Origin of the sequence: Lewinella sp., from assembly GCF_050633125.1 — a bacterium.
Lineage (GTDB): Bacteria > Bacteroidota > Bacteroidia > Chitinophagales > Saprospiraceae > Lewinella.
In genome coordinates this window covers 39,611-60,048 of sequence record NZ_JBOEFX010000048.1, presented here as the reverse complement: position 1 = coordinate 60,048, position 20,438 = coordinate 39,611, and the positions used below count along the sequence as shown (strand labels likewise).

Genomic DNA, 20,438 nt, shown 5'->3' with positions numbered 1-20,438 from the left:
GTGAAAAATAGTTTTCTCAAAGGGGGCATCATTTTTCATCAATGATTTCGCCTTTAAATTACGGGCTGTCTATTTCTTTGGTTTATAGAAACAACAGTGTAATAAGCACTTAGGCTGTTGCCTAAATACAGGTTTCATTTTGTTGGTTCGCTTTATATTGGGGAAAGAGCTAAAGGGAAAATTCGGGTCTAAGATACATTCCCATCCGTTTTACCTTGCAAATATATAGATTGGTTATGTTTAATTTTTGCTGCCTGAAGATATTTCTCTTATAAAAGAAATATGCGAGACATACCTGATAGCGGAAAGGCGATGGTTAATTCTGTTTTTGCAGTCTTTGGCCACCTATAGTATTGTGACATTTGTTTTCGATGGAATATTAAACGAGTAAAGTTGATCTTGGTTGCATTTTTCAGGAAATATAATAACATGTGTATTTTATGTTATTTATTAATTGTTGATAACCTGATGTGTGTTTGTTTTTTTTGTGGCGGTTGGTGCTCAGGCCGTATTCTGATGAATGCAATTAATTCCACTACGTTGTTAAAGTGGTGGTTGTTTTTTCTATGTCACAAATGTAAGATATTTGTGCATATATATGTAATTAATGAATATATATTTGTTGTGTATTCAGTCTGTAACAATATTGTGCTTAACCTACAAATACTAATGTCATGACTACTATCATGATCTGTTCTCACGTAGAACGACTTCAAACGGAATATCACATGAAAAGTTGATCGCCTTAAGTACTTTACTTTGGGCGATTTTTTTTTACACCTAATAGATATTGTACTTAGGGTGTACTTACAGACACAGGTAACACCTTTCCGTTAAAAAAATGGTGACCTTCTCGTAAAAACCAAGCGACCATTTCTCCCATCTTTTCGCTACTCACTGGAGCTTCAAAGCCCGGAAAAGCAGTCGCTAGCATTTCTGTTTGTACGGCACCAGGTGCCAAGCAATTACATCGAATATTATCGGCGCTCCATTCTTCTGCTAAACATTCCGTTAAGTTTGCCAGCGCAGCCTTGCTTGCACTGTATGCAATCAAGCCTGGGAATTTTGAACTTCCCTGATAGCCCCCCATACTTCCAATATTAAGGATGTGAGTGTTTTTCATAATAGGGTGAAGTCCCTGTAGCAAGCGCACGACTGCAAAGAAATTAACATCAAAGGTCTGCTGCCAAGTTGTTGCTGTTGAATCCAGGAAGGATGCTTTTAGCAAAAGTCCGGCATTGTTGACCAGTCCATGCAAATGACCAAAAGGTTTGATCCATTCTGCAATATCGGTAACGTCAACATTTCTAAGATCCGCAGCCATCACCTCCACATTAGCGTGGCCGTATTGATCTCTGGCAGTATCAGCAAGTAGCGCCAAGCCTTTAGAATTACGGCTTAAAGCGAAAACTTGATCGTCGGGCTGGCTAGCTAACGCTAGGGCAGTAGCAAAACCTATTCCTTGGCTGGCGCCAGTAACGAGATAGTTCATAGAGGGTTTTTATAAAAAATCAACTTCGTGGCCGGAGGCATACCTCCTCCAAAATTTCATTGGGTGGTAAAAGAATTAGCTGTGCCGTTAGAGAGGCTACTCTATCTGCGTCTAACAGTAAATTTGGGTCGATGGCAATACCATCCCACGAGCTGGTAAAGGTCGCTCCAGGTCTCAGAAGGGCTGTACGAATATTTGTTTCCGCAAGTTCTTTACGCAGTTGACGATGCCAGGCTTCCAGGGTATGTTTGCTCAAAGCGTAGGCTGCTAGCTCTGTTGGCCAGTCGGTAGAGGCTACTGACCCAATGGTGAGGATATTAGCGAGCTCTGGTTTTTTCAACAATGGCAAGCAGGCGCGGGTGAGGTAGTGAGCACTCAGTACGTTGGTTGCAAGAAAGTGTTCTAGTTGGTCGTCAGGCCCTTCTAAGAGTGTACCAGGCGCAAAAATCCCCAAATTATGCACCAGCGCATCGAGCTGTGAACAATGTTCTTGAAGATATGCTCCCCAGGCTTGGCAGTCTTTAGCTTGGCTGAGGTTACCTGCAAATGTTAGCAAAGGTGACCAGCCATTGGTTTGCCATTCCTCTTGTAACTGGATCAGGGCCGCTGCTGAGCGGGCCGCAATGGCAACTTGCCAGCCTCTTTCAGCAAAACGTTTTGCGATGGCCAAGCCAATGCCCCTGCTGCCCCCACTAATGGCAATAACCTGCTGGGGTGTGCTTTTTGTTGACAATTATTTGACTTTTTGTTAGCGAAGTACAACCTCTGCTTCAAAAATGTTGTTGAGAGGAGTGGAACAAAAATAGGCAAGTACCGCTTATTAAACGTGATTGCAAAGGGTTAAAAGCTGAAACCATGATGATTTCTGCTGCCTATCTGCTTGCTTTTACCTAATTTTACCGTTCCGCTTAAAACAGACCCTCGAAATTTCAGCATGATTATCAATCGTTTTTTAGCTCACGTTGGCAGGTACTTCCAATTATTAGGAACAGCTATTGCCCGCCCTGAGAAAACCTCCATGTACTATCGAGAGACGATGCGTCAGATGAATGATATCGGCGTGGGCTCATTGGTGATTGTAGTACTTATCGCCGTTTTTATTGGTGCAGTAACTGCGATACAATTCGCCTATCAGCTACAGGATAGTTTTGTGCCTCGTTACTACATTGGATACATTGTTAGAGATACGACCATCATTGAATTGGCACCTACGATTACCTGTTTGGTATTGGCAGGTAAGGTTGGGTCTAATCTTGCCGCTGAAATTGGGGGAATGCGTCAAAAGGAACACATTGATGCGATGGAGATCATGGGCGTCAATACCGCCGCATATCTGATTATGCCCAAAATACTTGGTGCCTTAATCATGATTCCTATGCTGGTGGCTATTGCTGCTTTCGTAAGTATTCTTGGCGGGTATTTGGCTACGGTACCAGTAGGTTTAATCTCGCATTCTGAATATGAATTGGGCGTACGCTCCTACTTTGTTTCGTACAATATCACCTTGATGTTTATCAAGTCTTTCGTCTTTGCCTTTATTCTTACTTCTGTTCCTTGTTATCAGGGGTATTATGTAAAAGGTGGCAGTATCGAACTTGGCCGTGCCAGTACCAATGCAGTGGTATTCAGTGATATTCTTATCCTTCTATTTGACTACCTGATTGCCGTAGTTTTCACCTAATAAGCTCCTCAAAAATGATCAGAACTGAAAATTTAATCAAGGCGTTTGGTGATACTACCGTTTTAAAAGGGATCACTACTGAGTTTTACCCAGGAAAAACTAACCTTATTATTGGCCGCTCCGGAGCAGGTAAAACCGTACTTCTAAAACTGTTGGTTGGCCTACACAAACCCACGGATGGTAGTGTTTGGTATGGTGATACAGACTTTTTCTCGCTGGATAAAAAGGCAGTACGTGCTATTCGGATGGAGGTGGGGATGCTTTTTCAAGCTTCTGCATTGTTTGATTCCATGACGGTAGAGGAAAACGTTCGCTTCCCGCTCGATATGTTTACCAACATGACGGCAAAAGAAAAATTGATGCAAGTCAACAGCTGCTTGGAGCGCGTAAGCCTGGAGGGAGCAAATAAGAAATACCCCTCTGAAACCAGCGGCGGGATGCAAAAACGGGTAGGTATCGCCAGGGCTATCGTCCTTGATCCCAAATACCTCTTTTGCGATGAGCCAAACTCTGGCCTCGATCCTAAAACCTCAATCGTTATCGATGAGTTGATCAAAGACATTACGGTTGAGAAAAATATCACCACCGTCATCAATACGCACGATATGAACTCGGTGATGGAGGTTGGTGATAATATCATCCTTTTATATAAAGGAGAAATCACGTGGAGAGGAAGTAAGGAAGATGTATTGGAAAGTGATAATGAATACCTACAGGACTTTATTTTTGCCAGTCCGTTCCTACAGCGTTTACGGGCTCGTGCCTTGGGGAAATAATACAGTTTTTTTTTGCATCATTATTTGTAAAATCAGCGCTTTTTCTATCTTTGCGAAACTTTTGGAAGAAGAAAGAAGTTTCTTCATCAAAATACAGTTGCCCAGGTGGTGAAATTGGTAGACACGCCAGCTTGAGGGGCTGGTGCTCGCAAGGGCATGCAGGTTCAAGTCCTGTTCTGGGCACACCAATAAATAAAAGCGGCGTTCAACTTTAGTTGAGCGCCGCTTTTTTTACGTAGAACCTCTCTTTAATTAGAGGTCAAACCCAATGTCTTCCCGGTAATAAACACCGTCAAACTCAATCTTAGCGGCATTCGCCAAAGAAGTCCCTAGAGCCTCTTGGAAGGTTTCTCCATAAGACGTTACTGCTAAAACGCGGCCACCATTGGTCAATAACTGCCCGGATTCCTCACGAACACCGGCTTGGAAAACAAGGCTTCCTTCTACCTTCTCCAATCCTGTAATAACTTTGCCCTTTTCGTAACCGCCGGGATAACCACCAGAGACTAAAATAACAGAAGCAACAGAACGCTCGTCGATCTCGATAGCTACTTCCCCCAACTCTCCGGCAGCCGTAGCACGGCATAATTCTACAAGGTCAGTCTTTAGGCGAGGGAATACTGATTGGGTCTCCGGGTCGCCCATCCGGCAGTTGTATTCAATAACGAAAGGCTCGTCTTCTACGCTGATGAGGCCAATGAAAACAACACCACGGTAGCCTAGTTGCTGTTGCTGTAAGCCTTCAATAGTAGGCTTGATTATTCGGGCTTCAACTTTCTGCATCATCTCTTTATCAACAAAAGGAGGATGTGAAACAGAGCCCATACCTCCTGTGTTAAGCCCCGTATCTCCAGCACCAATACGCTTATAATCCTTTGCGACAGGTAAGACCTTGTAGTCTTTGCCATCGGTGAAAACAAAAACAGAAAACTCTATTCCAGAAAGGAACTCCTCGACAACAACAGTTGCTGATGCTTCTCCAAATTTCCCTTCCAGCATAGCTCGGAGTTCTGCCTGGGCTTCCATAACATCATCTAGAATCAATACCCCCTTGCCTGCGGCCAAGCCATCTGCTTTCAGGACATAAGGGGCGGGTTGCTCAGCGAGGTAATTCAATCCATCTTCCAATTGGTCAACGGTGAATTCCCGGTAGGCAGCCGTAGGGATATCTTGATCATCCATAAAGGCTTTGGCAAAAGCTTTACTGCCTTCTAGTTGTGCACCTGCTTGGCTTGGCCCCATAAATAAGACCTCCTTCAAATCAGGATCAGCAGCAAAATAATCCTGAATTCCTCGGACAAGAGGTTCTTCAGGTCCGCAGATGACCAAATCGACCTGGTTTTCCAGTACGGCAGCCTTGACTGCGGGGAAATCATTTGGACTAATTGCGAGGTTAATGCCATGTTGCTTTGTCCCGGCATTACCTGGAGCAATAAATAAGGCTTGGCAAGCTGGACTTTGGCTTAGTTTCCAGGCGAAGGCGTGTTCGCGGCCGCCATTACCCAAAAGTAGAATTCGCATACTGTTGCTTGGTATTTTTTATTTTTTGAGCAGTGCATTTGTGCGAAGATAGTTGTTGTGTAAAAAACAAAAACTTTGCAAAATGTTTCTTTTTAAAACAATTTGGTTTAAATTTGTATTATTACTTTGAGGTCCAGCATTTTTCTGTGACCAGTATTCAAAAAAAATCAGCCATGAAAAATGAAACACGTTCGTTCGTGCTGGGCAGGCTGTGGCCTGTACTGAGCCAACATTGGTTTAAAATAGGACTCGTCTTCCTGGCGCTTTATGCTGTACTCAGTAAAGACTTGTCTTTTAATATTAACATCCAGGCTCCGGAGAATCCTGCTACTCAGCCACTGGAAGAGTACCAGAGCCGTCGTCAAGTAAGAAAGGAAACGCTTACCGATAATAGTGAAATTCAGCCCCAAGCGACGAATCGGTTTAACTTCCTTCCTTCTTGGGGAACCGATGATTCCAAGTACTTAATCCTACGACTAAATAGAATAGAAGAAATACAAATCGATGAATTTATTCAGCGTTTTTCTCATGTAGCAGAAGCCGAGCAGGAAAAATTTGGCATCCCTGCCAGTATTACGCTTGCTCATAGTCTGCTGTATAGTCAGGCCGGACTTAATCCTTTGGTGGGTAAGGGAAATAATTACTTCTGTCTACCCTGCACCGATGATTGGCAGGGCCAAACCCAAGACGGTGAGAAAGGGGAGTGTTTGCGTCGTTATGACAATGCCTGGATGAGCTTCCGAGACCACAGTTTATTCTATACTACCGGCCAGCATGCTAGTTTGCGCCAGTTGTCTGGAAAACCATACCAAACTTGGGCTAAAGCCCTGGACGAAAGTCCTACCAATACCACTAAAAGACTGGCAGAGCAACTTTTGGAGCTCATTGATAAGTTTCAATTGGGACGGTTTGACGCTTAAGAGCTTGTTGGGGGATTTGCTTCCTGATTATCAATGAATTAAGGTTCTTAATTCCCTGGTAATCAGGAAGCACCAAGAGGGTTTAGTCAAATATTTTGTTCATTCGTATTTCACCAAATGGAATTCCCCAACAAGCTCTAATCTAGCCCCTCAAATTTGTACTTATAGTACTCGACACCGGCGCCGTACACCCAGCCGTCGCGACCTTTCTCATTACGGATTTTTACCCAGGGCTCAACAGCAGTGATGGTACCCAGTTTGATAGAGTCTCGGGTGAGGGTTACTTCATTAAGAAACTTGACCTCTTCGTATAGTTTTAGCCGACTGAGGATCTCAAAATTAAGTCCTGGTCCTTTGCGCATAGCCAAGTTCTCGATGGTAACGTAAAGAGGAGTGACCCTTTCCCGAATCAGTTGCATTTGCCCGCCACGCAGGGTGTCGCGTTGAACGCTGTTATCTGCCGGTGGAGGCGGTGGAGTATTCGCCTGAGTGGCTTCCAATAAAGCAGCCAGGCTGTCTGCCCGGGCTGTAGCCTCGTTGGTGATTTGTTCTGTTTCGGCTTCTGCTGTACTTCGGTTGCAGCTGCGGCTGGCCCATACAAAGAAGATCAATAAGAGCACACCGAACAAAATAAACTGTGCTTTTACCAGACGTGGAGCTTTTTCTTGGGCCATTTTACCAACATTTAGTACGTAAACGATTATTATTTATACCAAAATTAGTAATTTTATGCATTAATAAAACGCGCCGAAAGGGATTATCAGCGGTAATTCATCTTTTTCATAGGTTTTCTACCCCATTTCTGGCCATTGATCAACATTTATGGAAAATCTACTTTATCAAGTAGCACTTTCCCTCATTGAGAGGGTAGGTCCTATTACCGCACGCCTATTACTTTCTCATTTTGGTGATGCAAGATCTATTTTCGAAGCCCGTCCACGCGAGTTGGCTACATTTTCTGGTATCACCGAAGCGATTGCCCGGAGTATTTGCCAGGGCGAAGCACTTCGGCTGGCTGAGCGGCAGTTGTATTGGATGGAACGCTACCACATCACACCCTTGTTTATCAAAGATCCTGAGTACCCGGAACGACTCCGCCGGATAGATCAGGCTCCGATTCTTTTGTACTACAAAGGGAGTTGCCCATTTAATAATTTACGTACGGTCGGTATCATTGGTACTCGGCAACCCTCTACTCAAGGCCTGATTCAGGTAGAAAGATTGGTGGAAGAGTTGGCTCCTTATCAGCCTATGATCATTTCAGGGCTTGCCTATGGTATTGATATTGCGGCGCATCGTGCAGCCCTCCAGTACCAGCTACCTACAATAGGTGTATTGGGGCATGGTTTGCAGCACCTTTATCCTGCTCGCCATAAAAAAGTGGCTCAGGCTATGCTTGAAAACGGTGGATTACTCACGGAATATCCTTTTACAACCAAAGCAGACCCCCGTCATTTTCCAATGCGAAATCGGATTGTAGCTGGCCTTTGCGATGCACTTATTGTCGTAGAAACAGCCCGGAAAGGAGGCTCCATCATCACTGTAGAATACGCTAATAGTTTCAATCGTGATGTGTTTGCAGTCCCAGGTCGGCTACATGATAAGACCTCAGCTGGCTGCAATTGGCTCATTAAAACCCATAAGGCCGCTCTCTTGGAATCCGCTAGCGATATAGGATATGTCATGCGTTGGGACGCACATAACAAACCTCCTGCGGAACAACTTCAACTCTTTGAAACCTTAAGTGAAGATGAAAAATTAGTCGTAGCTTTGCTAAAGGAACATGAAAACCTACCTATCGATCGCTTAAGCATTGATTCCCAATTACCAGCAGGCATCTTGGCCACCGTTTTATTGGAAATAGAATGTAAAGGCTTGATACGCACCTTACCCGGTAAACGCTACATGTTGATAAGATAAAAGCTTCGTTTGACATTTCTTTATCAACTAAAATTATTGAACATGCTTAAATGGAGTATTGCTTTTCTGACTGCTGTTTGTTGTCTGGGGAGTGCCTGCGAGTCTTCGAAGACAACGACCAAGACGACAACATCTACGACTGCGACTACGCTTAGTAGGAGCCCTAAACTTAGTCCAGCCGAACGGCCCACTAATATTATTTTAATGATTGGTGATGGTATGGGCCTTACCCAAATAACCGCTGGTATGTATAGCAACGGCAATATGTTGAACCTGGAAAGATTTCCCGTTATTGGCTTGCATAAATCCTACAGTTCAGACAATCTGATAACAGATTCAGCTGCAGGAGCGACGGCTTTTAGTGCAGGTCAGAAAACTTACAATGGTGCGATAGGGGTTGACAATGATTCTATGGCGCTTTATACCATACTTGAGGAAGCTGAAGCTAATGGCTTAGCTACAGGTATGGTTTCCACTTCTACTATTGTACATGCGACACCAGCTTCTTTTATCGCGCATCAGGCGCAGCGCAGTTACTATGAAGCTATTGCAGCTGATTTTCTTAAAACAGATATAGACTTGTTTATTGGAGGGGGGAAGAAATATTTTGACCGCAGGGAGGATGAGCGAGATTTGCTTGCTGAACTCAAAGCCAAAGGCTATCAGGTTAGCAATTATTTCGAAAAATCATTGGATAGGGTCAACGTAAATTACCAAACAAATTTTGCGTACCTCACAGCTGATAGTGACCCATTAACGGTGGAACAAGGGCGTACCTACCTGAAGCCAGCAAGCATCATGGCCTGTGATTTTTTGGATAAGCATACCAAAGACGCGGGCTTTTTCCTAATGATCGAAGGAGCACAAATCGACTGGGGTGGCCATGCCAATAATTCTCAGTACATCATTACAGAGATGATCGACTTCGATAATACGATTGGAGCAGTACTGGATTTTGCTGCTAAGGACGGAAATACACTCGTCATTGTTACGGCTGATCACGAGACAGGGGGGTATGCCATCAACCCAGGATCTACCCACGACAGTATTATTGGTGCATTTACCAGCGATTACCATACAGCCGCACTTATTCCTGTATTTGCTTACGGCCCTGGTTCAGAGCTGTTCAATGGTATCTACGAGAATACCGAAATCTACTACAAAATGAGGGATGCTTTTGGTTTTATGAATAAAGCAACGGAGTAATAAGGAAGGCCTGTTACTTATTGGCCCGCCCTTGAGAATATTCCGTGAAAACCCGATCTACGGGCTCCCATAGTTCTATCTTATTGCCTTCTGGGTCAAGGAGATGAACGAATTTCCCGTAATCATACACGGCGATTTCATCCAGCATCTCGTGACCAGAGGCTTGAAGTTGTTCCACCAATGCTTCGATGTTTTCCACCCGATAATTAATCATAAACGGACTTTTCGACGGCTTGAAATGGTCTGAACCTCTTGACATGGTTGACCATTGTAGGTACGCAACTTCATCAGGGGCTGTTGCTTTGCGGAATTCAAACAAGGCTCCGTATTCATCAGTCGTTAAACCGAAGTTTTCAGCATACCATTCTCGCATTTTATTGGGATCGTCGCACTGAAAAAAGACGCCACCAATGCCGGTAATTCTTCCTTTTGCCATCATTTTTGTTTTTACTTAGCGACTGGTTTCTACATCAAGAACCTCCCCTCCGTTGACTAACGTCAAAGTACCTTCTTGTTGGCCGTTCTTTTCTACGCGAATCCCTTGCCAGGTACCTCCGCAATCTTGGTGGAGATAACCACCATCAATAATGAGCTCACCGCCGGGCTGAATGGTCACCAATCCATCGGCTGGGATCGAAACCCGGCAGCGGATAGTCAACCGTGCCCCAGCGGCAATCGTCAGATTCCCGTGAAGATCATGCATACTGGGCCAATCGACCTCGTCCTGGATCGTCATGTCCATTTCGGGGTTTCGGGTACACCAACGAGGTTCCAGAAATTGCCGTTGCAGGTACCTGGCGTTTGCAAATCGGCGATTCACTTTCGCTATTTGGCAAGGCGTCCACGCTAATTGTAGCGAATTGTAATCCATCACATTATTGGATGCCAACGTGTCGCAACCTGGCCCGGAGCCCGTACTGTAACATCGATTAGGGTGTACCGGTGTATCGTCGCATCCATCCCCACGGCTCCAGGCGTGGCTAATACCCAAAATATGCCCCACCTCGTGGTTGATCACACCCCGGTAGCGCCAGTGCGTGTTTTTAGGATCACGGGCAAAGTCTTCTTTCCAGGGAGCTGCAACTTTTAGCGCGTTTCGCAACGCTACACCTACGTTGTCAGCCTGGTAGGTAGGCGAAGCCACACTATCGGGTTGATGTGGCATCATGAAGAAATTAAGTACAGTATCCAGTTGCACGCCGTATTTGTCAAATACGGTACGGTCGTACAAGTTAGAGTCTTTTTTACGAAAATGTACGTAGTAGTAAAGAGAGTCATCATAATGATAATAGATGCCATCATCCTCCGGGTCATCAGGCCGGCCGGTAAGCACGTAGCGAAAATTAATGGGATGTACCGGTGTAGTATTACCGATGGGCAGGAACATTTTTTTATTGTTGATCAGCGCATAATTCATGGCGTCAACGATCCTTTGCGTGTGCGCTTTTGCTTCTGTTTCCGGAATGTTCTGCTTTCCATCTTCACTATTCATCCAGTGGATGTTTATCCGGATATACTGCATGGGATAATCCTCCAAACGAGTGGTGTCCATGATGTAATTATCCTGATTGGTACAAGGGTCGCGAGGATCTACTCGTCGATTTTGGGGAGTAGCATCAAAAGCAGTGGGCAGAATGCCCATTTCTTCGGCTGAAAGTAAGCGAGATTCTAGCTTAGGGGAACAGGTGAAAATTCCCAAAATAATCATCGGGAGGATTAAAGCTACCCACTTTATGTTGAAATGTATCATCATGGCGTATATCTGAAAACAATTATGACCCATCAAATTCAACTCGCTATACCTCTAATACATTGTATTACCATTTAGGGTTTCGTCTGGAATTTGTTGCATAGCATCCCAATGTTCAACGATTTTTCCACGAGCATCAAAACGAAAAAAGTCCATGGTCACGTACTCGTCATTTCCTGGCCAAACCTGGTGCGTGTGTAGAGCCACCAAATCTCCTTCACTGATTGCGCGTACAAATTCAATTGATTTATCAGGGTACTCCGCCTGCATTTTTTCAAAGTAGGAAATAAAAGGTTCAGGCCCATCACCTACCAGTGGATTGTGTTGGATATATTCTGCCCCAACGTAAAGTTCCACAGCTTTGCGAGGATTACCTTCATATGCCATTTTGTAAAAGGCAATTGCATTTTCTTTATTGGTCAACATTAGTACTAATCTATTTTTTAGAAGAACGCTGAGCAGCAGCAAAAGATTTTTTTGCCCATGCAGCTAGAAGTGTACAGTCTTCTAATATTTCCGCAGGAACTTCCCAGTAAGGCATACCTTTTTTCTTCGTTTTTGAAGCATACGGCTGCATACCTAGTTTTTCAAAGTCGGCCTGGTTGTATTCATCTACTTTGAGTCGAAAGGTGTCACCTCCAATCATGCCAAACATGAGCCCTTCGTGGAAGATGCCCATGCCTCCAAACATCTTCTTTAACTCCACTGCACCGAATTCTGAGAGTTGTTCTTCTACATAAGTAGCGTATGTTGGATCGACTGCCATGTTCTTTGTTTTTTAGAATTATTCCTTTCTAATATTTACTGATTTACCAACTTCCGCCAGCACCACCTCCGCCGAAACTTCCGCCTCCAAAACCACCGAAGCCGCCACCACCGAAGCCGCCAAAGCCACCTCCGCCACTACTGCCTCCGCCTCCGCCGCCACGTGACCAACCTCCTCCTCCAGGGAAGATAATCGTACGTCCGCGACGACGATGCCGCCGCTCTGGCATATCATAACGACCACCACGGTAATAACCGCCATCGTCGTCATCGTCATCATTATGGGTAAGCCAAGAGATTACCAGAATCAGGAGGATTAGGAATACAATGATGATCCAACCTGGAGCACTCTCTTTGTTATTGCTACTGAAGCCATCGCCCTCATATTCGCCACGCCCCAAGTCCATGATGGCGTCGGTGGCCCGATCCAAGCCTTGGTAATAATTACCGGAGCGGAAGGCCGGGACAATGATATTTTCAATAATTCTTTTCGCCGTGATGTCGGGTAGGAACCCCTCGGTGCCTTGCCCGGTTTGGATACGTACTTGGCGGTCTTGTTTTGAAACATAGAGGAGAATACCATTGTCATTTCCCGCTCCACCAATGCCCCATTTGGTTGCCAATCGCTGAGCATACTGAAAAGGATCGTCTCCTTCCAGGGATTCTTCTGTAACAATGACAATCTGTGTAGAGGTTTCTCCTACGTAGTCGCGTAGTTTATCCCCTAAGGCAACGACCTGCGAACGATTGAGCAATCCTGCATAATCATTGATCAGGTACTGAGTGGGTTCTGGCACCTGCTTTTGTCCCGTAAGGGAAGGTACGAGTAGTAATACCCCTGCGAGAAGTAACAAAAAACGAATTTGGAATAACTGTTTGATCTCTTTCACTTTTATATGATCCTATTCTATGGACGGATAGTAGCTTACCTCAAAGAAGCCTACTTATCAAATGTTTTCGACGAACTTTTAGTTGCCTTAGCCCAATTGCTCTTCATTATTCCCATAGGAAATATCATCTGATAGCTCGTTTTTATCCTCTTTTTCGTAAGGAAAGTAGGCTTTTAATTTCTCTCCAATGAGATCGATAGCAGCGACGATTCCTGCACAAAAAGCACCCTTTTTAAAGTAGCCTGCAAGCAGATCGCGTTCACTTTCCCAAAAATCACCTTCAACAACCTTGTCAATGCCCTCATCACCAATGATGGCAAATTGTTTTTGCTCAGGAGCAAGTAAAATAAGCACTCCATTGCGATCTTGTGTTTTGTGCATACCAAGTCGAAAGAAAGTGCGCTTGGCTTCTTCCAAAGCTTCCTTGCGGGGATTTTCCTCCAGGTGTACTCGGATTTCTCCGGAAGTCTGCATCTCCGCCCGGCGGATGGCCGCAATAATCAAGGTTTCCTCTTCGGGCTTAAAGAATTTAATCATAGTTATGAGGTCATATTGTAAAGTATTGCGCAAAAAATCAATTTTCCATTCTCTGAGGTTTTTGCAATAGCCGACACGCTTGAAATGTAACGCTTAGTCAACTATTACAAAAACGAATGGAAAATTTATTTTTGTGCTGTTTCAAAGATACTACTTTTACAGGCATGAATCTCGAGCAGCTCAAAATCATCTCGGCAGGGGCCGGCAGTGGAAAAACATATCGCTTAACCCAGGAAATGGTCGCCCTACTACAAGGTGGTCATGCCCAGCCTAGCGGAATTATAGCTACGACCTTTACTCGTAAAGCTGCTGCTGAGTTACAGGAACGGGTACGTGTCAAATTGCTTAGTAGTGGCCTGACCAAAGAAGCCGACGAACTCACCAACGCATTGATCGGCACAGTACATGGCTTGGGTGTGAAATTACTCAAACGATTTGCCTTCGAAGCTGGTGTTTCTCCGCAAGTAGATATTCTCCCCGATGGCGAGCAGCAACAAATGTTCAATCAAGCTTTGGCTGCTACCCTCCAGTTGGAGTTGATCGAAGAGATGGACGAGCTTTCCGATCGCCTGGGGCTCACCAAACGAACAGGTTTCTTTGATTGGCGTAAAGAGGTTCGCCAACTGGTGGATGTCGCACGCGCCAATGATTTTTCGATCACCGATTTGCAAAAAAGTCGCGATCTTTCCTGGACTTCTTTTGCTGCATTCCTTCCTGCCGCTGGTACAACGACTAAAGAAGAGGCGCACAAGCAACTCGCGGAATCGCTAGAGGATACCATTTATGCATTAGACAACTGCGAAGACACTACTAAAGTAACCAGTACCGCAAAAGATCGACTGCGTAACTTTCGTCGAGAAATACAACTGCGAGGCTACCTCTATTGGCACCAGTGGGCTACTATTGGGAAGCTGGGTGTGGGAGCCAAAAGCCGCGAAATAGTAGAACCTCTGCAAACTTTTGCCTGGACACATCAGGAATTACCCGCTTTTCAGCAAGACATCCGCCAATTTATTGCTGGACTTTTCGATACCGCAGTATCAGCGCTTCAGGAATATGACGAATACAAAAAACGGCGCGGACTGATTGACTATACTGATATGGAAGTATTAGTCAGTAGGCTCTTGAATAATGAACAGGTGCGAGATGTTCTTCGTGCAGAATTAGACCTNNTAGACGAATTTCAGGATACCAATCCCATTCAATTGGAAATTTTCCTGAAGTTATCGCAGTTGGCCAAGCACTCCGTCTGGGTAGGTGACCCCAAGCAATCGATCTATGGCTTTCGGGGAGCAGAACCCCGGCTGATGGCCGCGATCATTGATGCTGCAGGAGGGATCAAACAAGAAAATATACAAATCAAGTCTTGGCGTTCACGAGCCGATTTGGTAGACATGGTGAACGCTATCTTTTGCCAAGCTTTTGAGCCAACACCTCCTGAACAGGTCGCGCTGGAAGCGGTACGGATACCCGCAGGAAACGAAAACAGTCCTGCCGAGCCTGCAGAGATGGAAGATGCTATCATCCATTGGCATTTTTCACCAGAGGAAGGCCGTCGAGCACCGGGAAAACCCTGGATAGAAGAATGTATCGCACGAACTTTGCAAGAATGGCTAGCCAGTAAAGTCATTATTCAGCCCAAAGGAACCAAGGGTTTTCGTCCGGCCCGGCCCGGAGATGTAGCCATTCTTTGCCGTAGTAATCGTGATTGTGCTACGGTAGCAGAATCCTTACATCGGGCAGGCTTAAAAGCGGCTATCGCTCGGGCGGGTTTGTTGGCTACAGCCGAAATCCGTTTGGTGCTTGCTTGTTTGAAGTACATTCTACATGCAGACGACTCGCTTTCTGCTGCCGAAATTCAGGTATTAGCTGCCCGCCTACCGCTGGAAGAGATCGTAGAGGATCGACTTGAGTATTTGGAGAAATATAAGGAGACTCCTTATTACAAGCGCCCAAATTGGGCCGAGGAGAACGATTTTATTAAAAAATTAGACAAACTTCGTCCGGAACTGGCCGAAGCCTCTGGGGCCGAGACCCTCCACCAGGTATTGGAAGAGTTGGATCTGCGTCGATGTATTGTTGTTTGGGGAAACAGTGAGCAGCGTCTCGCTAATGTTGACCAACTGCGTAAACTGGCCCTGGAATACGAAAACAACTGCAACAATACCCATACCGCTGCCAGCCTTAGTGGTTTTCTTTTGTGGCTCAACCAGCTTTCTGCTGATGAAAAAGACCTCCAGGGGGCAGGAGAAGATCCGCAAGCAGTCAATGTACTTACTTACCACCGTAGTAAAGGATTGGAATGGCCCGTCGTCATCTGCCATAACCTGGAACAGAACCTCCGGGCTGATCTATGGGGCGTAGACCTGGTGGCTGAACAGGAAACGGTAGATTTGACACAAGTATTGAAAGGTCGTTGGCTTCGTTATTGGGTGAATCCTTATGCCGATCAATCAGCACGAACCCCACTGTTGGAAGCATTGAGTACGAGTGAAGCACAGAAAAACAAAACAGCGCAGGCTTTGGCCGAAGAGGCGCGTCTGATGTATGTGGGGCTGACCCGTGCACGGGACTACCTTATTTACCCGACCCAGGAAGGCCGCTCGAGCAAGTGGCTCAATCGGGTGTGGAGCAAAGGCGATGAATCTATCCCTGCCCTAGATGCCACCACCTCTGATACTCCTTGGGAATGGAAAAGCCGATTTTTAGATAAAACCATCCGTGCGCAGAGCTACCCTCGCCAGTTTCCTGTGGCGGAATCAAAGCATGAGGTTTCTCGTTTCATGCCGCCAGCTTTGGGAGAACAAGAATACCCTCTTGCCAAAATGGAAGCTGTTGAGATACTCGCTCCACTCGGGATGAATACTACTTGTGGAGATAGCTATGCCTATTTTTCCTCTATGGAAGAAGAGGAAGTTCGGTCGGAGGTACTCGTGAAAGTACAAGAACATTTTCTCAAAGCGAGCGCTTACCTCAAAGAAGATAACCAACGCCGCTTGCTGGCTCGTGAACTTAGCCTTCGTTTTGGTTTGCCAGATACTTTTGATACAGTACAGTTGGTGGAGCAAGCCGCCGCTTGGGAAGCCTGGATGGAACAGCAGTTTTCGCCTTCATTTGAGGTGTTTTCCAGTCAGGCGATTCACTGGTCGAAGCAGGGGCGCACCTTTCGTGCTACTGTGGATTTTGTCATCGAGACGCCCACGCAAAGGATTTTCATTCAGCACAATCCCTTCATCGGGGGCGACTACCAACGGCCAGCCTTGGACACGGGCCACCAGTTGTTGGCTGCCGGGCTGGCCTGGGAAGCTAGTGGCCGCGATAAAGTCGATCAGTATTGGGTGCATTTTGTGGGGAAAGGAGAAGTAGTGGAAGTTTTGCGAGAGGGGTAATGCCAGCAGCGGAGTCGAAAGTGTTAAATTCAATCAAACTATTGATTTAGTTTCTGATAAAGATTATATTTATATTTTTAGACATTAAAATAACGCACTCATTCCTCACCGGAATAGCCATCCAAATTCGACTTTTCGTGAAATTTAGTTCGGTAGAATCTCATCGTAGATAGTTACAGCTTGTCTTACTTATTATGTAATAACTCACAGTTGAGGTTACACTAAACGTGGTAGTGCCGGAAAGTTACTTTTCAAATAATATTAAAATCTAAAACCCATTGCCATGAAAACAACTAAATGTTACGCTCTCTTCCTTGCTACATTTCTATGTTTAAACCCTTTAATCTGTCAAAATGACTTACTTTTTTGCGATACTGGCGGGGGGGGGGGCAAATTCTATTGGTTATTTAGCACCTCAGTTGAATAGTATCCAGACCAGTACCGATAAATACATCAAGTTATATATCCACGTTGTCCGCAAGGCTGACGGAACTGGAGGTGCTACGGAGGCTCAAGTTGAGGCGGCCATCGCTCAGTTGAATACTGACTTTAACCCTTTGGATATATATTTCAAAGCGCTTTGTGAGGTAATAGACATACCTAGAAGCGATTACACGAACAGGGACTTGTCTTGTGAACTATTCGGTAACACTGATTACCAGTATGACGATGGAATAAGTCTCTTTTTCGGGGAGATAACAGAGGTCAATATGGGATTTGTCGTTGCTAAAGATATACCTTCTACTGCGCTTTGGATGAGCGGCAGAGTCTCTCCTTCCTCACTGGTCCCCGCAATTAACTCCGTACTCATATCACACGAGATGGGTCATTGTCTAGGTCTTTTTCATACTTTTCGAGGAACCTACGATGAAGGTAACGAGTCAAATTGTGGGGGTACTGTAGCACCCAGTTGCTGTGAATTGGTAGATAGAACCAATGGGTATGATTGTGGTGATTACGTTCCTGACACCAATGCCGATCCCCGTAGATGGCTTTCGCTAGCTAATTGTTCCGATTACTATTTTACGGAGATTTCTCCGAGCGGTTGTGTAACCGGGAATGCGTTTGAGAACTGTGATGCTAACCCGACTGATCTTTTAGAGATTTGCCTGAAAGATTCAAACGGCGACCCTTATGTTCCTCCCGTGTACAATATTATGTCATACACCAGGCTCGATTGCGCAGTAGATTTCACCACCGGTCAGAGAGAACGCATGCACCAAATGATCGAGACCGTTGTGCAGCTTCAAGACGTATTGGTTCAGGCCAAGGTGATCAATCAATCAACCACCTGGACGCCGAGTAACACCTTCAATAACGGTGATTTTGAAATTACGGAAGATCTGATTATCGAGGACGGGGCTACTTTGACCATCAACCCCGGTGTAACGGTACGCTTTGGAGAAGCAGGACGCCTCATTATCAAGCCTAACGCCCAATTGATCTTGAAAGGTAAACTGACCAGTAAAGAATGTGAAAATTATTGGCAGGGCATCGAAGTATGGGGTGGAAACGGATCACAGTACGCCGTCGGCGGCACTCGCAACCAAGGACGTCTAAAAACCACTCCGGGGGCCATCATCGAAAAAGCCGATACTGCTGTGAAGTTGTACGGTCCGACCGTAAACGACGCTGGCGGGCAGATCATTTCCTCCGGGACTACTTTTGCCAATAATAGAATAGCTGTTGATTTTGCCCCCTATTTAAATTTTTGGCCCTACTCCTTTCCGAGTGGACAGCAAGGGCAACCGCGTAATTATATCGGAAGATTCGGCGACTGTACCTTTGTGACGGATATTGATTACCCCTTACCGACAAAATTCGAGGTATTTGCCGAATTAAACAACGTAAATGGCGTACTTTTCTCAGGCTGTGATTTTACAAATACCAATGTACCAAGTGCTGCTACAACTGTCGGCGACTATGGTTACGGTATCCGAGCCTCTGACGCGGGTTTCACAGTACAAGCCAGTTGTACCAACCCAACTTTTCCCTGTATCAGCTACGACCGGGGAACTTTTGTTGGTCTGGGCTATGGAGTACAGTCTACGGGCACCGATCCAGAAAACCCACGCCCTTTTATGGTGAGGCAACAGGACTTTGACGAATGCTACTTCGGTATTTATAATAGTGGTGTGAGCAACGCTACTATTTTACACAATAATTTCACCATGGGCGACCTGCCTGATGCGGTACTATCTTCCGATCAGTTCGGGGTATTCCTGGTTATGGGAATAGCTGGCTTCACTCTACAGGAAAACACTTTTACTGATTTAGTGAGTGATAATACCATCAATACCATAGGTACTTATAGCCGTGATTTGGGCCACTTTAGTAACGAAATACGCAAAAATAGCTACACTGGTCTGGACTATGGCAATTTGGCCGAAGGCGATAACGCTCTGCCTCCTGTCTCGGAGGAAGTGCGTGGCCTCACTTATTTGTGTAACACCAATACCAATGTCAGCGATGACTTTGCCGTAGGGAATGTATTTACGGCAAATCGGATTCGGCCCTCGCAGGGGTTGGCGGAGGATGTTGGTGGCCAAGTTAACTATCGAGCAGCAGGTAACCGTTTTTCTTATGTCGATACCGATTTTGCGAATGCCGGGGAGGCGATTACGTATTACTATTACGATGGGAACACGAATGAGCAGCCACTGACCACTACTGGGAGTATAGTATCAGCACTTACTAGTGAAAATACCTGTCCCAGCGATTATTGCGTACCGCCCTGTAAAACGGATACAGAAATAGGACTGGAGAAGGATCGCTACTACCAAGAAAGATCGGATAGAGACAAGGCCCGGATTTTTTATCAACAAACTTGGGCTGGAGCTACGGCGGCTGGACGCCGAACTATTGCTTACCATCAACAACAGATGGACAAAGCTGCCTATACGGTAGTAATACACATGCTGTACGACACCATCCATTTCGACAAAGACAGCTTGGCACTTTGGGTCGATAACCTGGAGGCATTTCCAGCGGGTGTTGGTCAGGCATTACAAGCTCACCACAATGGCGATCATGAGACAGCAGCGGCTGTGTTGGAACGACTGGGTAGACGTGCGAATTTAAATAGCAGAGAACAGCAAGATCGGAAAAATTTACCCCTTCTCTTTGCTGCGCTGTCAGAAAGGGCACAGGAACCATTATCGCCTCTGCGAGTAGCCGCTTTAGAAGCTATCACCAAAGATCCGCACAGCTACACTGGTAATATTGCCAAGAACATTCTACGACAACAGGGCCATTATTTTGCGCCGGTGTACCATTTGCCGGGGACAAAAAAAATAAATGAACCACTTACAAACGTCAAGGGCCGCTCTACCGGTACGCTACAGGTATACCCCAACCCATCAAATGGGCAATTCACCTTGCACTGGATACCCGAACAACCCTTGGTAGAGCAAGCTACGCTAGAGATCAGAACCCTTGCGGGCCAGTTAATTACCCGACGTACAGTAACAGCCCTTGAGCTTACGGAGGTGAATCTGCAAGGTGCAAAAGCTGGTATCTACTATTACCAGCTGCGAGTAGCCGACCAAGCTCCGTTATCGGGCAAGATTATTATCCAATAATTCATCGCTT

17 protein-coding genes, 1 tRNA gene and 1 pseudogene are annotated in these 20,438 nt (G+C 45.5%); 9 read left to right on the top strand and 10 right to left on the bottom strand.

Annotated elements, in window-relative coordinates; all coding sequences use genetic code 11:
* Positions 1-796: 796 nt before the first annotated feature.
* The gene (locus tag ACRBG0_RS11535; RefSeq protein WP_431487039.1) at positions 797-1,492 is read right to left on the bottom strand and encodes an SDR family oxidoreductase; all 696 of its coding nucleotides are present in this window, start codon (positions 1,490-1,492) and stop codon (positions 797-799) included.
* A 19-nt stretch (positions 1,493-1,511) separates the two neighbouring features.
* Positions 1,512-2,225: an SDR family oxidoreductase gene (locus ACRBG0_RS11530; protein ID WP_431487038.1), complete on the bottom strand. Its 714-nt coding sequence runs from the start codon at positions 2,223-2,225 to the stop codon at positions 1,512-1,514.
* Positions 2,226-2,426: 201 nt separating this feature from the next.
* Here ACRBG0_RS11530 and ACRBG0_RS11525 point away from each other — a divergent pair, with 201 nt between their 5' ends.
* The 3 genes from ACRBG0_RS11525 to ACRBG0_RS11515 all read left to right on the top strand — a co-directional run bounded on the left by ACRBG0_RS11525 (position 2,427) and on the right by ACRBG0_RS11515 (position 4,132).
* On the top strand, positions 2,427-3,173 hold the full coding sequence (locus tag ACRBG0_RS11525) for an MlaE family ABC transporter permease (RefSeq protein ID WP_431487037.1): 747 nt from the start codon (positions 2,427-2,429) through the stop codon (positions 3,171-3,173).
* Positions 3,174-3,187: 14 nt separating this feature from the next.
* Positions 3,188-3,949, top strand: coding sequence for an ABC transporter ATP-binding protein (locus ACRBG0_RS11520; protein ID WP_431487036.1), 762 nt, complete (start codon positions 3,188-3,190; stop codon positions 3,947-3,949).
* Positions 3,950-4,048: 99 nt separating this feature from the next.
* Positions 4,049-4,132 (top strand) — tRNA-Leu (locus tag ACRBG0_RS11515).
* Between the two features lie 69 nt (positions 4,133-4,201).
* On the opposite strand, the gene purD is transcribed toward ACRBG0_RS11515, so the two are convergent.
* Entirely contained in the window at positions 4,202-5,470 is a 1,269-nt protein-coding gene (purD, locus tag ACRBG0_RS11510; RefSeq protein WP_431487035.1) for a phosphoribosylamine--glycine ligase, read from the bottom strand.
* A gap of 173 nt (positions 5,471-5,643) precedes the next feature.
* Between purD and ACRBG0_RS11505 the strand changes: the two genes are divergently transcribed.
* Positions 5,644-6,390 (top strand): glucosaminidase domain-containing protein, encoded by a 747-nt coding sequence (locus ACRBG0_RS11505; protein ID WP_431487034.1) that lies wholly within the window; start codon positions 5,644-5,646, stop codon positions 6,388-6,390.
* Between the two features lie 137 nt (positions 6,391-6,527).
* Here ACRBG0_RS11505 and ACRBG0_RS11500 read toward each other — a convergent pair whose 3' ends face one another.
* On the bottom strand, positions 6,528-7,064 hold the full coding sequence (locus tag ACRBG0_RS11500) for an SH3 domain-containing protein (RefSeq protein ID WP_431487033.1): 537 nt from the start codon (positions 7,062-7,064) through the stop codon (positions 6,528-6,530).
* A 148-nt stretch (positions 7,065-7,212) separates the two neighbouring features.
* Here ACRBG0_RS11500 and dprA point away from each other — a divergent pair, with 148 nt between their 5' ends.
* Both dprA and ACRBG0_RS11490 read left to right on the top strand, forming a co-directional pair.
* Positions 7,213-8,310, top strand: coding sequence for a DNA-processing protein DprA (gene dprA, locus ACRBG0_RS11495; protein ID WP_431487032.1), 1,098 nt, complete (start codon positions 7,213-7,215; stop codon positions 8,308-8,310).
* 42 nt (positions 8,311-8,352) lie between these two features.
* Positions 8,353-9,516, top strand: coding sequence for an alkaline phosphatase (locus tag ACRBG0_RS11490; protein WP_431487031.1), 1,164 nt, complete (start codon positions 8,353-8,355; stop codon positions 9,514-9,516).
* A gap of 13 nt (positions 9,517-9,529) precedes the next feature.
* Here the strand turns inward: ACRBG0_RS11490 and ACRBG0_RS11485 are convergent, their stop codons facing one another.
* The 6 genes from ACRBG0_RS11485 to ACRBG0_RS11460 form a co-directional block, all read right to left on the bottom strand.
* Positions 9,530-9,952 carry a VOC family protein gene (locus tag ACRBG0_RS11485; RefSeq protein ID WP_431487030.1) on the bottom strand — a complete coding sequence of 141 codons (423 nt, stop codon included), beginning with the start codon at positions 9,950-9,952 and terminating at the stop codon, positions 9,530-9,532.
* Between the two features lie 15 nt (positions 9,953-9,967).
* Positions 9,968-11,269: a M43 family zinc metalloprotease gene (locus ACRBG0_RS11480; RefSeq protein ID WP_431487029.1), complete on the bottom strand. Its 1,302-nt coding sequence runs from the start codon at positions 11,267-11,269 to the stop codon at positions 9,968-9,970.
* 51 nt (positions 11,270-11,320) lie between these two features.
* On the bottom strand, positions 11,321-11,692 hold the full coding sequence (locus ACRBG0_RS11475; RefSeq protein ID WP_431487028.1) for a nuclear transport factor 2 family protein: 372 nt from the start codon (positions 11,690-11,692) through the stop codon (positions 11,321-11,323).
* Between the two features lie 10 nt (positions 11,693-11,702).
* On the bottom strand, positions 11,703-12,032 hold the full coding sequence (locus tag ACRBG0_RS11470) for a TfoX/Sxy family protein (protein WP_431487027.1): 330 nt from the start codon (positions 12,030-12,032) through the stop codon (positions 11,703-11,705).
* 43 nt (positions 12,033-12,075) lie between these two features.
* Positions 12,076-12,921, bottom strand: coding sequence for a TPM domain-containing protein (locus ACRBG0_RS11465; RefSeq protein WP_431487026.1), 846 nt, complete (start codon positions 12,919-12,921; stop codon positions 12,076-12,078).
* A gap of 87 nt (positions 12,922-13,008) precedes the next feature.
* Positions 13,009-13,458, bottom strand: coding sequence for a TPM domain-containing protein (locus ACRBG0_RS11460; RefSeq protein WP_431487025.1), 450 nt, complete (start codon positions 13,456-13,458; stop codon positions 13,009-13,011).
* Positions 13,459-13,574: 116 nt separating this feature from the next.
* On the opposite strand from ACRBG0_RS11460, the pseudogene ACRBG0_RS11455 reads away from it, so the two are divergent.
* From ACRBG0_RS11455 to ACRBG0_RS11445, 3 genes and pseudogenes are all read left to right on the top strand, one after another.
* Positions 13,575-14,629 (top strand): annotated as a pseudogene (locus ACRBG0_RS11455) (UvrD-helicase domain-containing protein); the annotation flags it as partial.
* A 2-nt stretch (positions 14,630-14,631) separates the two neighbouring features.
* On the top strand, positions 14,632-16,847 hold a 2,216-nt coding region (locus tag ACRBG0_RS11450; protein ID WP_431487024.1), incomplete at its 5' end, for a UvrD-helicase domain-containing protein.
* Positions 16,848-17,200: 353 nt separating this feature from the next.
* Positions 17,201-20,428, top strand: a complete 3,228-nt coding sequence (locus tag ACRBG0_RS11445; RefSeq protein WP_431487023.1) for a zinc-dependent metalloprotease — start codon at positions 17,201-17,203, stop codon at positions 20,426-20,428.
* The last annotated feature ends 10 nt before the right edge of the window (positions 20,429-20,438 follow it).